Source organism: Avibacterium sp. 20-129 (assembly GCF_026226845.1).
Classification (GTDB): Bacteria; Pseudomonadota; Gammaproteobacteria; order Enterobacterales; family Pasteurellaceae; genus Avibacterium.
Genome location: NZ_JAKKOE010000002.1, coordinates 1 through 12,858, shown reverse-complemented (window position 1 = coordinate 12,858; position 12,858 = coordinate 1). Strand labels below are relative to the sequence as shown.

At 40.4% G+C, this 12,858-nt stretch carries 11 protein-coding genes; 6 read left to right on the top strand and 5 right to left on the bottom strand.

The genetic code is table 11. From position 1 onward, the window contains the following. Positions 1 to 203 precede the first annotated feature (203 nt). Genes L5B90_RS07575 through fbpC form a run of 4 tightly spaced genes read left to right on the top strand, consistent with a single transcriptional unit; the run spans position 204 to position 5,445 of the window. Positions 204 to 1,244, top strand: a complete 1,041-nt coding sequence (locus tag L5B90_RS07575; protein WP_265762574.1) for an ABC transporter substrate-binding protein — start codon at positions 204 to 206, stop codon at positions 1,242 to 1,244. 27 nt (positions 1,245 to 1,271) lie between these two features. Next, positions 1,272 to 2,300: an ABC transporter substrate-binding protein gene (locus L5B90_RS07570; RefSeq protein ID WP_265762573.1), complete on the top strand. Its 1,029-nt coding sequence runs from the start codon at positions 1,272 to 1,274 to the stop codon at positions 2,298 to 2,300. Positions 2,301 to 2,321: 21 nt separating this feature from the next. After that, complete coding sequence (locus L5B90_RS07565) at positions 2,322 to 4,379, top strand: ABC transporter permease (RefSeq protein WP_265762572.1); 2,058 nt, start codon at positions 2,322 to 2,324, stop codon at positions 4,377 to 4,379. A 13-nt stretch (positions 4,380 to 4,392) separates the two neighbouring features. Next, positions 4,393 to 5,445, top strand: coding sequence for a ferric ABC transporter ATP-binding protein (gene fbpC / locus L5B90_RS07560; protein WP_250363564.1), 1,053 nt, complete (start codon positions 4,393 to 4,395; stop codon positions 5,443 to 5,445). A 66-nt stretch (positions 5,446 to 5,511) separates the two neighbouring features. On the opposite strand, the gene rsmC is transcribed toward fbpC, so the two are convergent. From rsmC to L5B90_RS07545, 3 genes are all read right to left on the bottom strand, one after another. Further along, entirely contained in the window at positions 5,512 to 6,504 is a 993-nt protein-coding gene (rsmC, locus tag L5B90_RS07555; protein WP_250363565.1) for a 16S rRNA (guanine(1207)-N(2))-methyltransferase RsmC, read from the bottom strand. A 145-nt stretch (positions 6,505 to 6,649) separates the two neighbouring features. Further along, the gene (locus tag L5B90_RS07550; RefSeq protein WP_265762571.1) at positions 6,650 to 7,156 is read right to left on the bottom strand and encodes a DUF2301 domain-containing membrane protein; all 507 of its coding nucleotides are present in this window, start codon (positions 7,154 to 7,156) and stop codon (positions 6,650 to 6,652) included. Then, on the bottom strand, positions 7,149 to 8,057 hold the full coding sequence (locus L5B90_RS07545; RefSeq protein WP_265762570.1) for an AraC family transcriptional regulator: 909 nt from the start codon (positions 8,055 to 8,057) through the stop codon (positions 7,149 to 7,151). Before L5B90_RS07545 ends, L5B90_RS07550 begins: the two co-directional genes overlap by 8 nt. A 153-nt stretch (positions 8,058 to 8,210) precedes the next feature. On the opposite strand from L5B90_RS07545, the gene L5B90_RS07540 reads away from it, so the two are divergent. Further along, positions 8,211 to 8,546, top strand: a complete 336-nt coding sequence (locus L5B90_RS07540; RefSeq protein ID WP_250349506.1) for a carboxymuconolactone decarboxylase family protein — start codon at positions 8,211 to 8,213, stop codon at positions 8,544 to 8,546. Positions 8,547 to 8,594: 48 nt separating this feature from the next. Here the strand turns inward: L5B90_RS07540 and tldD are convergent, their stop codons facing one another. Further along, positions 8,595 to 10,043: a metalloprotease TldD gene (tldD, locus tag L5B90_RS07535; protein WP_265762569.1), complete on the bottom strand. Its 1,449-nt coding sequence runs from the start codon at positions 10,041 to 10,043 to the stop codon at positions 8,595 to 8,597. A gap of 111 nt (positions 10,044 to 10,154) precedes the next feature. Next, on the bottom strand, positions 10,155 to 11,630 hold the full coding sequence (gene rng / locus L5B90_RS07530) for a ribonuclease G (RefSeq protein WP_250349504.1): 1,476 nt from the start codon (positions 11,628 to 11,630) through the stop codon (positions 10,155 to 10,157). A 133-nt stretch (positions 11,631 to 11,763) separates the two neighbouring features. On the opposite strand from rng, the gene cmoB reads away from it, so the two are divergent. After that, positions 11,764 to 12,729 carry a tRNA 5-methoxyuridine(34)/uridine 5-oxyacetic acid(34) synthase CmoB gene (cmoB, locus tag L5B90_RS07525; RefSeq protein WP_265762568.1) on the top strand — a complete coding sequence of 322 codons (966 nt, stop codon included), beginning with the start codon at positions 11,764 to 11,766 and terminating at the stop codon, positions 12,727 to 12,729. The last annotated feature ends 129 nt before the right edge of the window (positions 12,730 to 12,858 follow it).

The following is a 12,858-nucleotide window of genomic DNA, read 5'->3' as shown; positions in this document are numbered from 1 at the left end:
ATGAGTAATTTGCGAATTATAAAGAAAAAATTCACTTTTTGATAATAGTTTCCCCCTTTTAATAAAATAAAACGAAAGAAATCTTCTATTTTGTGATATTGCTCACAGCATTTTTTATCCCATTCAGATAGGATTAACCGCATTTAATTAAGATTAATCAATAAGATAGCTGATTTTCTCGACAAACCATAAGGAGTACGACAATGAAAGGTAAAGCAATTTCTCTCGCAATTTCCACCGCACTTGCCACGTCAGCCTTAATATTCAGTGTGCAAGCACAAGCCAAGGGACGATTAGTGGTATATTGTAGCGCAACGAATGAAATGTGTGAGGCTGAAACCCAAGCCTTCGGTCAAAAATATGATGTTAAAACCTCTTTTATCCGTAATGGTTCAGGCAGCACCTTTGCCAAAATTGAAGCCGAGAAGAAAAATCCTCAAGCTGACGTATGGTACGGTGGTACCCTTGATCCGCAATCTCAAGCAGGAGAACTTGGTTTATTGGAAGCCTATCGTTCACCTAATGTTGAACAAATTATGCCAAAATTCCAAGATCCAGCGAAAGTCAAAGGCAATTATACCTCTGCGATTTATATGGGTATTTTAGGTTTTGGTGTGAATACTGAACGCTTGAAAAAATTAGGCATCAAAGATGTCCCTAAATGCTGGAAAGACTTGACCGATCCTCGCTTAAAAGGTGAAATTCAAGTAGCTGACCCACAAAGCTCAGGTACAGCTTACACAGCAATTGCGACCTTTGTACAATTATGGGGAGAAGATCAAACTTTCAATTTCTTTAAACAACTTCATCCGAACATCTCCCAATATACCAAATCGGGCATCACACCTTCACGCAATACGGCAAGAGGCGAAACCACCGTAGGGATAGGATTCTTACACGACTATGCCCTTGAAAAACAACAAGGTGCGCCAATTGAATTAGTTGTCCCTTGCGAAGGAACAGGTTACGAACTAGGCGGTGTGAGTATCTTAAAAGGTGCGCGCAACTTGGATAACGCCAAATTATTTGTGGATTGGGCCTTGTCGAAAGAAGGTCAAGAATTAGCCTGGAAAAAAGGGCGTGCTTTCCAAACCCTCACGAATATCACCGCAGAACAATCCCCTACGGCGTTTGATCCAACTAAACTTAATTTAATCAATTATGATTTTGAAAAATACGGTGCCTCCGAAGAACGCAAACGCCTAATTAACAAATGGGTGAATGAAGTGAAATTAGCGCAGTAATTTAGCCTTAGCATAGTGAGGTGGGTAATGAAAAAAGTAACGTCCAATCTAATTTTGTCTAGTCTATTACTAGCAGGATTAAGTCTTTCTAATCGGGCTTTTGCTGAGGGGCGCTTAGTGGTTTATTGTAGCGCACAAAATATTGTATGCGAAAAAGCGGTGCAAGGATTTGCGCAGAAATATAAGGTAAAAACTTCTTTTATTCGCAATAGCTCTGGTAGCACGCTTGCCAAAATGGAGGCTGAAAAAAATAATCCTCAAGCCGATGTTTGGGTTGGTGGCCCTTTTGATACACACCTCCAAGCGGGAGAGTTGGGCTTAATTGCGTCTTATGATTTTCCAAAACGCAATGAAGTAATGACACAATTCCAAAAACTTGGGAATGGAAAAAGTTCTATTATTTATATGGGGGTTTTAGGTTTTGGCGTTAATACAGAACGTTTGAAAAAACTAGGCATCACAGAAATACCAAAGTGTTGGAAAGACCTATTAGATCCTCGCCTAAAAAATGAAGTGCAAATTGCTGATCCACAAAGCTCTGGCACGGCTTATACGGCAATAGCGACTTTTACACAGCTTTGGGGAGAAGATAAAGCCTTTGATTACCTCAAACAAATCCATCAAAATATTTCACAATATCCAAAAGCAGGGACAGCCCCTTCACGCAATACGGCAAGAGGTGAAACCGCGATTGGTATTGGTTTTTTACAAAATTATTCTTTTGAAAAACAACAAGGTGCGCCAATTGAACTGATCGTACCTTGCGAAGGAACGGGCTATGAGTTAGGGGGTGTAAGTATTATCAAAAATGCACGTAACCTAAAAAATGCACAACGATTTGCTGATTGGGTAATGTCAAAAGAGGCGCAAGAATTATCTTGGAAAGAAGCCCAATCTCATCACGTTGCGACAAACATTAATGCAGAACCTTCACCTTATGCACTTAAACCTGCTGATTTGAATTTGATCGATTATAATTTTGATAAATTTGGTTCAAACGAAACACGTCGTCATCTCATTGACAGATGGGTAAATGAAGTAAAATTGGCGAAGTAATAGGTGTTTCACGGAGATGTTATGAAAAAGCTGTCACAGATGTTTAATTGTAGCCTATTTTGGATTTTGCTAGCGCTGTTGGGTTTTATCTGCTTGCCTTCGATGGCGTTGTATTATGGCTTAGCAGAATCTACTGCGGATGAAATTTATGAAGCAATGGGCTGGGCAAGCTTTAATTTAAGTTGGTTTTGGTTTGCATCATTAGCATTCGTACCCATCTTTTCAGCTGTTTTCAAAGGAAAAGGCGAACGGCAACAGGGCATTGCCGAATTTATAGCAGTTTTAGTGATTTTCCTGTTCGTATTTATTTCTGCCACCATAGAAAAATTCAATCTCGGCTATGCTATTTTTATTCTAATTCTAAGCCTGATTGCTCTTGCAACGCAGGGTTTAGCAAAAATGAAGGTGATGCAAGGGGATAAATTTATCATCGCCTCGCTAATTAGCATTGTCTTGCTGATTTTCTTTTTTATTGTTTATCCAACTTTGGCAATTTTTGTCTCAATGTTTTATGACAATGGGGACTTTGTGCCAAGTCAAGTGATCAGCATTATCGAAAAACCTTATATTATTCGGATTATCGGTAACTCGCTCAGTGTGGCAATCACGGTGGGGATTTTAGCGACATTATTTGGTTTAATTTTCGCTCTTTATACGACACGTATTGCGAAACGCACCGCAGTCATCGGAAAAATTTTCTCCATTTTACCTATTGTTACCCCGCCTTTCGTGGTAGGGTTAGGCGTAACCTTAATGCTTGGGCGTTCAGGTTATGTGACTGAATTTTTGGTAGAATATTTTGGCTTTAGTAGCAACTGGTTATATGGGTTTACCGGGATTATCATTGCTCACACCCTCGCGCTGACACCTATGGCATTTATGATTTTAGAAGGCGCGCTAAAATCTATTCATCCCTCTATTGAAGAGGCAGCTTACACGCTACGCTCGAATCGCTACCAAGCCTTTTTTAATATTATTTTTCCTCTACTCAAACCTGCACTCGCCAATGCGTTTTTAGTGGTCGCGATCCAATCCTTGGCTGATTTTAGTACCCCACTTGTATTAGGCGGTAGTTTTGATGTGATTTCTTCACAAATTTATTTCTATATTGCAGGTTCACAGTTAGATTATGCTTCAGCGAGTACTTTAGGAAGTCTCTTATTAATTTTTTCCTTAGGTATTTTTATTATCCAATATTTGTGGATAGGTAATCGTTCATACGTTACGGTTTCGGGTAAATCTTATCGTGGCGATGTGCAAGATTTACCGAGTGCGATGAAATTTTTCATTATTTTTACCCTTGCTTTCTGGGTACTGTTTAATGCAGTGTTATACGGCAGTATTTTCTACGGCAGTTTCACAATGAACTGGGGAGTGGATTACACCTTCACCTTTAAACACTATCTCACCTTGTTTGGACAAGGCTTTAGTGACGGTGCTTGGCCATCACTTATTCATACAGTGATTTTTGCCGCCACCGCAGCCCCAATCACCGCAATTTTTGGTTTGCTGATTGCCTACATTACGGTACGCCGTGATTTTAAAGGTAAGAAAACCCTTGAGTTTTTAACCTTACTTTGTTTTGCCGTTCCCGGAACCGTGGCAGGGGTTTCCTATATTCTTGCCTTTAACAATGCCCCAATTTACCTTACAGGAACGAGCATTATCATTGTACTATCAATGGTTATGCGTAATATGCCTGTAGGTATGCGCGCCGCTGTGGCAGGTTTAGGACAGCTTGATAAATCCCTTGATGAAGCATCACTTTCCTTAAAAGGAAGCTCATTAAAAACCATTTGGTATATTGTCTTTCCGTTACTTAAACCCGCCTTATTATCTGCATTAGTAACGAGTTTCGTACGAGCAATGACCACAGTCAGTGCGATCGTATTTTTAGTGACCGCAGATACAAGAGTGGCGACCTCTTATATTTTGAACCGTGTAGAAGATGGTGAATACGGTGTGGCCATTGCTTATGGCTCAATTTTAATCGTAGTAATGATGGCGATTATCTTGTTATTTGATTGGTTAGTGGGCGATACACGCATTGCACGTTCTAAAGCGAAAAAAATGAATTAATTAGGTTGTCAAAATGAAGAATAATGATTTTTTAGTATTAAAAAATGTCACCAAATCCTTTGGTAACGCGGTGGTGATCGATGATCTTAATCTTTCCATAAAACAAGGCTCAATGGTTACCTTACTTGGGCCTTCTGGCTGCGGCAAAACCACTGTGCTGCGCCTTGTCGCGGGGTTGGAAAGCCCAACCTCAGGGCAGATTTTTATTGATGGCGAAGATGTAACCAAATCTTCCATTCAAAATCGTGATATTTGTATCGTGTTTCAATCCTATGCGCTGTTCCCGCATATGTCTATTGGCGATAATGTGGGCTACGGTTTGCGTATGCAAGGCGTTGGATCGGCTGAGCGCAAACAACGTGTTAAAGAAGCGTTGGAATTGGTCGATTTAGCCGGCTTTGAAGATCGTTATGTGGATCAAATCTCGGGCGGTCAGCAGCAACGCGTTGCCTTAGCTCGCGCCCTCGTATTAAAGCCGAAAGTGCTATTATTTGATGAACCACTGAGCAATCTTGATGCGAATTTACGCCGTAGTATGCGTGAAAAAATCCGCGAACTACAACAACGCCTTGGCATTACCTCCCTTTATGTGACTCACGATCAAAGCGAAGCTTTTGCGGTGTCTGATGAAGTGATCGTAATGCACAAGGGGAAAATTATGCAAAAAGCGTCTGCGAAAGAACTTTATCAACACCCTAACTCATTATTTTTAGCGAATTTTATGGGGGAAAGTAGCATTTTTGACGGAAAACTTGAAAACGGCACAATCACCGTCAATCAATATGCATTTTCCTTACCCAATGTGCAATCTTTCGGTTTAGCAGACGGGGAATGCTTAGTCGGTATTCGCCCTGAAGCGGTACGTCTTTCGCAACAAGGAGAGGCAACACAACGCTGTGAAATTCAAAGTGCGGTGTATATGGGCAATCACTGGGAAATTGTCGCACAATGGGGCGAGAAACCGTTACTCATTAATTGCCAGCCAGATAGTTTTGATCCCACCATCAGCCAAGCCTATGTTCATTTTGCTGACTATGGCGTGTTCTTACTGAAAAAAGAAACGTAGCGCAAGGAATCACTCACAAAACCAAAGTGCGGTAGAAAATTTAAAATTTTTCTACCGCACTTTATCTTAATAATAAACAGAATAAACTTTAAATTTATTCGTTTTGGCTAACACTTGATGCGAACCAAAATGCTGATCCAATAAATCCGCATAAGGTAAGAAAGCATTTGCCACAATACGCAGCTCTCCCCCTTCGTTTAAATGCCATTTAGCTTGTGAAATAAGTTCTGACACGGCACGAAATGCGGTATCCACCCCATCGTGGAAAGGCGGATTAGAAATGATCAAATCAAATTTTCCTTCAATTTGAGAAAAGACATCACTTGCAAAAATCTCTGCCTGCAAATTATTTTCTAAGAAAGTCCGCTGGGCTGAAGCAACCGCTAAAGCGTGAATGTCCGTCATTGTCAGTGCAACCGTTGGATTATGCTGCTTAATATAGCTCCCGATTACCCCTGCTCCACAGCCCATATCTAGCACACGACCTTTAATTGGGTGATCTAATGTAGAAATCAATAACGCCGTTCCCACATCTAACTCCGTTGCACTAAACACCCCGGGTAAACTGAAAATGGTCAGATCGCCCAATTGAGCGTGCTGGTAGGATTTCCAATATTTCGCTAAATCAAAGTGCGGTGGTTTTTTCAAACAAAAATGATAAAGCCCACAACGTCTTGCACTATCAATCTTGCCAATTTCACCAAACGGAGAAAGCATTTTTTCCGCTGAACGCACACCGCTACGGTTTTCACCAATAATCAATACTTCTTGCTCAGGTGAGCATTGTGATAAAAGCTGCATTAATTGCAACTGATTTTCTTGTTTGTTTTTTGTCCAGTAATAAACAATAAGATCCGCAGTCGGTATAAAATCGACGGAAAAATCCACCGCACTTTTGTCTTTTGCATAATCAAAATACCACGTCCAACAATGTACCGATTTTGCGCTGTTGCATAATTGTTGTGGAAAATCATCATTCAACGCCCCAGTAAATAATACATTTCGATTTTCAAATAAAGAAAGATGGCGTTCTAGCACTTGGCTTTCAGGTGAAATCACGGTTTTATCCTATTCATAAAAATATCAATAAAATCCTGCTTTTATAAAAGCAAGAATGAGGTTTCTCAATTCTATAATGCGAAATCAGACAAGACAATCATCTCTTGGCAAATAAAATTTCTCGCTGCTTTGATGTTGCCGACGATTAAATTTGATATTTAGTCTTATCCCCAATATCAAAATGTAATGGCATTCGCCATTTTTGAATGGCAAGCAGTGCAAAAAGTAATGCAGAAATCACTGATAACCCATTGAGAAGTAAGGAATAATTTAAGACTTCCGCAAGCCACAATAAAGCGAGAAAGAGAGGTTGCAAATTTAATCCAAAAATACGAAAACAAAAATACTCTTTAAATGACAACCCACCCAGTGTCAGCAACGCGCCGCCTATTGCTAATTGTGGCATTCCAACTAAATGGCATAACAATGCTGTCCAAGTGGCAAATTGCAATAGAAAACGGATATTTTTCAGATAGATATGCAATGATGAGGCACAACATAACGCCGCACAGAGTAAGCCTAAATAGGCAATTTCTGGAAAATAAGGTAACAGTGCCGTCATTATTGCTGCTAAGACAAAACCGCAACGATAAATGATGACCGTAAAATAATCACACCAATCCATCGATGATTGAATATGTGGATCAGCCATTCGTTTCTCCTTGTTTACGATATTGATTTGGCGAAATGCCATAATATTGCTTGAAGACGCGACTAAAATAAGCCTCTGACTGATAGCCTATCTCTAAAGCAATAGTCAGAATGTTTTTCTGCGTCGTTTTGAGTAACATTGATGCCTGTTGCATACGAACTTGAGCCAGAAATTTTCCCGGCGTAATCGCCATTTTCTTTTGAAAAACGCGAATAAAATTGGCGCGCGACATATTCGCAATTTTCGCAAGATTTCCCATATTCCAATTCTGCTCAGGCTGCTGCAAAATTGCACGCACCGCGACGGATAAACGTTTATCTTGCAATACCGCAAGTAGCCCCATTTTGCTTTCGTGTTTTTCAACATAATCGCGTAAAATGTAAGAAAACAGCACGGATGAAAGGGCATTAATAATCGATCTGCCAGCAAATTGTGTTTCCCCTTCTGCCTCAAAACGGAATAATGCCATAAGTTGTTCAATTGGTGTTTGATATATCGAAAAATGCAAAATATGCGGCAGAATTTTGAATAAAATAGACTGTTTATCATAATAAAACGCCCCACAGAACATTTCAAAATCACTTTTATCTAAGCCATTACTTGCCCTTTGAAATAAGCCATTTTCACGCTTTTCAATTGACGCTGGTGTCTTTTCTGCAAATTGTCGGCTTTGAATATAGTGCAAATCACCCTCCGGTAAAAAGAAAATATCCCCGGCTTTTAGGAAAATTTTTTCTTTATTTACAATCACTTCACATTCGCCCTGCACGATAATATGGAAAACGCCCATATTTTGTGCCGCACTTGGCTGAACTGATTGCCACTCACCTTGAAATAAACAATGGGTATGAATTTCCCCTTTAATCTGCGCCAACTCAATTAAATGATCTAAAATATCCAATATTTTTACCTCACTATTATTAAGCAATCATCATAAAGTATTTTGTTAGACTTTTTAACCACAAATTGAGATGATTTTACAAGATAGACCGAATAAATCATCTCATAATAATACAAACTAAACAGAGATGATTTGATTAAATAGGAGTAAACAATGTTTAAAGACTGGAAACAAGAAAAGACCCACGTTAAGCAATCTTTCGGCGAACTTGGTAAAAAATATCCGAAAATGTTACAGGCATACGGTGCATTATCAAGTGCAATGGAAGCCTCAGCATTAGATGCTAAAACACGTGAACTCATCGCCCTTGCTGTTGCTGTTACCACACGTTGCGAAAGTTGCATTGCAGTACACGCAGATGAAGCAGTCAAAGCAGGTGCGACGGAAGAAGAAGTTGCTGCAGCATTAGCCACCGCCATCGCCCTTAACGCGGGTGCAGCTTATACTTATTCATTAAGAGCCTTAGAAGCATTTAACGTTAATAAATAGTCAATAAAAAAACCTAGCATTATTGCTAGGTTTTTTACCACAAAGGCGTTAGTTCGTTCCCCCCACCGTAATTTGTTCGATTTTTAATGCGGGCTGACCAACCCCAACAGGAACACTTTGCCCCTCTTTTCCACATACGCCAATGCCGTGGTCAATTTCTACGCTGTCGGCGACCATTGAAATATTTTGCATCACATCAATACCACTACCAATTAGGGTTGCCCCTTTTACGGGTTTCGTAATTTTGCCATTTTCGATCAAATAAGCTTCTGAAGTTGAGAACACAAATTTTCCTGAAGTGATATCCACTTGCCCTCCACCAAAGTGCGGTGCAAAAATCCCACGATCTACGGAAGCTATAAGATCATCAAATTTACTTTTACCAGCTAGCATATAAGTGTTGGTCATTCTTGGCATAGGTAAATGGGCATAACTTTCACGGCGACCATTGCCCGTAGGGGCAACGCCCATTAAACGCGCATTCATTTTATCTTGCATATAGCCTTGCAAAATTCCCTCTTTAATCAATACGTTACATTTGCTCGGCACCCCCTCATCATCAATGGTCAGCGAACCTCGGCGATTGGGCAATGTACCATCATCAACAATGGTGCAAAGTGGGGAAGTGACTAATTCACCAATTTTTCCAGTAAACAAAGAGCTTTCTTTTCGATTGAAATCGCCTTCTAAACCGTGTCCGACCGCTTCGTGCAATAGCACACCGGGCCAACCAGCGCCAAGCACAACGGGCATCAATCCAGCGGGGGCTGGAATGGCGTTAAGATTGACTAAGGCTTGACGGACTGCCTCTTTTGCAAAGGCCACTGCACGCATTTCGCCGTTATCTATCTCAAAAAACCAATCTAACCCAAAACGCCCCCCACAACCTGCACTACCACGTTCACGCTTGCCATTTTCTTCAACTAATACAGAAATAGACAAACGCACTAAAGGGCGAATATCCGCTGCTAATGTGCTATCTGTTGCGGCAATAAGCACTTCTTCATAAATGGCACTTAAACTAGCGGAAACTTTGGTGACGCGCTGATCAGCCGAACGCGCAGTGCGATCCACCAGATGCAATAATTCAATTTTCTTTTCTTTGCTTAGGCTTTCCAGTGGATTAATCGCTGCATAACGCTGCACTGCAGAAACTGGCATAAACGGCTGTGGCAAAATAAAACTTTGCTGCATAGGCTGAGCGATGCCTTTCACTGCGTTGGCACATTGTTGTAAACTTGCTAAGTTAATTTGATCGGCATAGGCAAAACCTGTTTTCTCGCCACTTACTGCACGCACGCCTACCCCGCGATCAATATGAAAACCGCCTTCTTTAATAATACCGTCTTCTAACACCCAGCTTTCATCTTGGCTAAGTTGGAAATATAAATCGGCATAATCAATATTGCGGTGATCCATAAGGTTAAAGACATTTATTAAATCTTGCGTCGCCAACTGGCTTGGCGTAAGTAGGGATTGGGTTACTTTGTTTAGCATTGTTTTCTCTTATAAAGATAGGGCGGACAAAACTGAGCGCCATTGTGTTGAAAAAAATTCTAATATTCAGACCCACTTCATAAGCAAAGTGCGGTGCTTTTTAGTGAAGTTTTACATTACCACAACATCAAATTGTTCCTGATGGTAAAAAACCTCGGTCTTAATTTGAATTTGTTTACCCAAAAAGACTTCTAATTCTGCAATTAATCCGTGGCTTTCTTCATTGATTAAATAATCTGCAACCGCTCTTGAGGCATATACGACAAATTTTTCGCTATCAAAAAGATGATGCACGCGGATAATTTCACGCATAATTTCGTAACAAATGGTTTCTACGGTTTTCACTCGTCCACGTCCGCTACATTCGGGACATTCATCACATAAAACGTGTTCTAGGCTCTCACGAGTTCGTTTGCGTGTCATTTCCACTAAACCGAGCTGAGTAAAACCATTTACACTGGTTTTGACGCGATCTTTCGCTAAGGCTTCTTGCAACGATTCCAATACACGAGTTTGATGCTCTTCTGACTGCATATCAATAAAATCAATGATGATAATGCCCCCCAGATTGCGCAGTTGAAGCTGTTGGGCGATCGCTTTGGTTGCTTCAATATTGGTATTAAAAATCGTTTCTTCAAGGTTACGATGCCCTACGAATGCCCCCGTATTAATATCAATGGTGGTCATTGCTTCCGTTTGCTCAATGATAAGATAACCGCCCGATTTCAAATTAACGCGCTTATCTAATGCGGTATGAATGGCATTTTCTACTCCATACACATCAAATAGTGGTTGATTGCCAGAATGAAGTACTAATTTTTCTGTTAAACTCGGGATAAATTCTTCGGTAAATTCTTTCACTTCATTGAAACAAAGATTAGAATCAATGCGGATTTTTTCTAGATCGACGCCGATAAAATCGCGCAAAATACGTTGCGGAAGCGCAAGTTCGCCATAAAGCATTGAACGTGTTGGATATTTTGCACGGCGTTCCATTACTTTACGCCATAAGCGTTTTAAAAATTCTGCATCTTGTAAGAGTTCTTCTTCCTTTGCGCCTTCCGCCGCGGTACGGATAATAAAACCACCTAATTCATCACAAAAAGGCAATACTAAATCTTTTAATCGCGCACGTTCCTCTTCACTTTCAATACGTTGCGACACGCCAACGTGGCTGTTTTCTGGCATAAACACGAGGTAGCGAGAAGGCAGAGTAATATCTGTAGTCAGTCTTGCTCCTTTTGTGCCAAGAGGATCTTTCACCACCTGCACCACAATATCTTGCCCTTCACGCACTAGCTCTGCAATATCTTTCACGATAAACTGTTTTTTCTCGTTTTCATCCACACATTCTGTGTGTGAAACAATGTCAGAGGCGTGCAAAAAGGCTGCCTTTTCCAAACCAATATCCACAAAAGCCGATTGCATTCCCGGCAATACTCGGGTTACACGACCTTTATAAATATTGCCAACAATGCCACGTTTAGCTTGCCGTTCTATATGCACTTCTTTCAAAATTCCTGTATCTACAAGGGCAATACGCGTTTCACTCGGCGTTACATTAACTAATAATTCTACGGTTTCCATATTAATCTTGTTTGCTTGTTTTTCTGTTGGCTAGTCTAACGAAAAGGGAAATAGAATAACAGTACCAAATCAGGTAAAATATGACCTTTCTCAAATTTTAACCTTTTCTTTTGGAATGTTCCGTTTATAAATTATGATCGATTTTCGTCCTTTTTATCAACAAATTGCCACAAGCCCACTTTCAGCTTGGCTTGAAACGCTCCCCGCTCAACTTAAACAATGGGAAAAACAAACCCACGGCGATTACACCAAGTGGGCAAAAATTGTGGACTTTCTACCTAATTTACACGCCAACCAAATTAATTTAAAAAATGCGGTGCAATCTGAAAGTGAGATTGAACTAAATGCAGGTGAACGTCAGCGCATTGTGTATCATCTTAAGCAATTAATGCCTTGGCGCAAAGGGCCTTATCACCTTTTTGGTATTCATATTGATTGCGAATGGCGTTCTGATTTCAAATGGGATCGCGTACTACCTCATCTTACACCATTAAAAGATCGCTTAATTTTAGATGTGGGCTGTGGCAGTGGCTATCATATGTGGCGAATGCTAGGCGAAGGTGCCAAAATGGTGGTAGGCATTGATCCAACAGAACTCTTTTTATGCCAATTTGAGGCGGTGCGTAAATTGTTAAATAATGATCGCCGAGCCAATTTAATTCCCCTTGGTATTGAACAAATGCAACCTTTAGGGGTATTTGATACCGTGTTTTCAATGGGGGTGTTGTATCATCGCAAATCCCCTTTTGAGCATTTCGCTCAATTGAAAAATCAGCTAAGGGCAGGTGGGGAATTAGTACTTGAAACGTTAGTCATTGATGGTGATGAAAACACCGTACTTGTACCGCAAGATCGTTACGCAAAAATGAAAAACGTCTATTTTATTCCTTCTGTCAATGCTTTGATTTTATGGCTAGAAAAGAGTGGATTTCACAATGTGCGTTGTGTTGATGTGGCTGTAACCCGCCTTGAAGAACAACGTAAAACCGAATGGCTAGAAAACGAAAGCCTGATTGATTTCCTTGATCCACAAGATCACAGCAAAACGATTGAAGGCTATCCTGCCCCAAAAAGAGCGGTGATTTTGGCGAATAAATAATGAATGAAAAAAGCACTGCACTTACAAAATCGCTCAAATATGACTTATTTGAGCGATTTTGATATTCTTTCTTAAGAATATAAGCTATTCATTCTCAGTGATGCTTATCTGCTTTTATTCCCTCCAAAT

Bases quoted from the DNA above. Each gene is read 5' to 3' on its own strand.
- cmoB (WP_265762568.1), top strand. From the start codon at position 11,764: ATGATCGATTTTCGTCCTTTTTATCAACAAATTGCCACAAGCCCACTT.
- L5B90_RS07565 (WP_265762572.1), top strand. From the start codon at position 2,322: ATGAAAAAGCTGTCACAGATGTTTAATTGTAGCCTATTTTGGATTTTG.
- L5B90_RS07550 (WP_265762571.1), bottom strand. From the start codon at position 7,156: ATGGCTGATCCACATATTCAATCATCGATGGATTGGTGTGATTATTTT.
- L5B90_RS07570 (WP_265762573.1), top strand. From the start codon at position 1,272: ATGAAAAAAGTAACGTCCAATCTAATTTTGTCTAGTCTATTACTAGCA.
- tldD (WP_265762569.1), bottom strand. From the start codon at position 10,043: ATGCTAAACAAAGTAACCCAATCCCTACTTACGCCAAGCCAGTTGGCG.
- rng (WP_250349504.1), bottom strand. From the start codon at position 11,630: ATGGAAACCGTAGAATTATTAGTTAATGTAACGCCGAGTGAAACGCGT.
- fbpC (WP_250363564.1), top strand. From the start codon at position 4,393: ATGAAGAATAATGATTTTTTAGTATTAAAAAATGTCACCAAATCCTTT.
- L5B90_RS07575 (WP_265762574.1), top strand. From the start codon at position 204: ATGAAAGGTAAAGCAATTTCTCTCGCAATTTCCACCGCACTTGCCACG.
- L5B90_RS07540 (WP_250349506.1), top strand. From the start codon at position 8,211: ATGTTTAAAGACTGGAAACAAGAAAAGACCCACGTTAAGCAATCTTTC.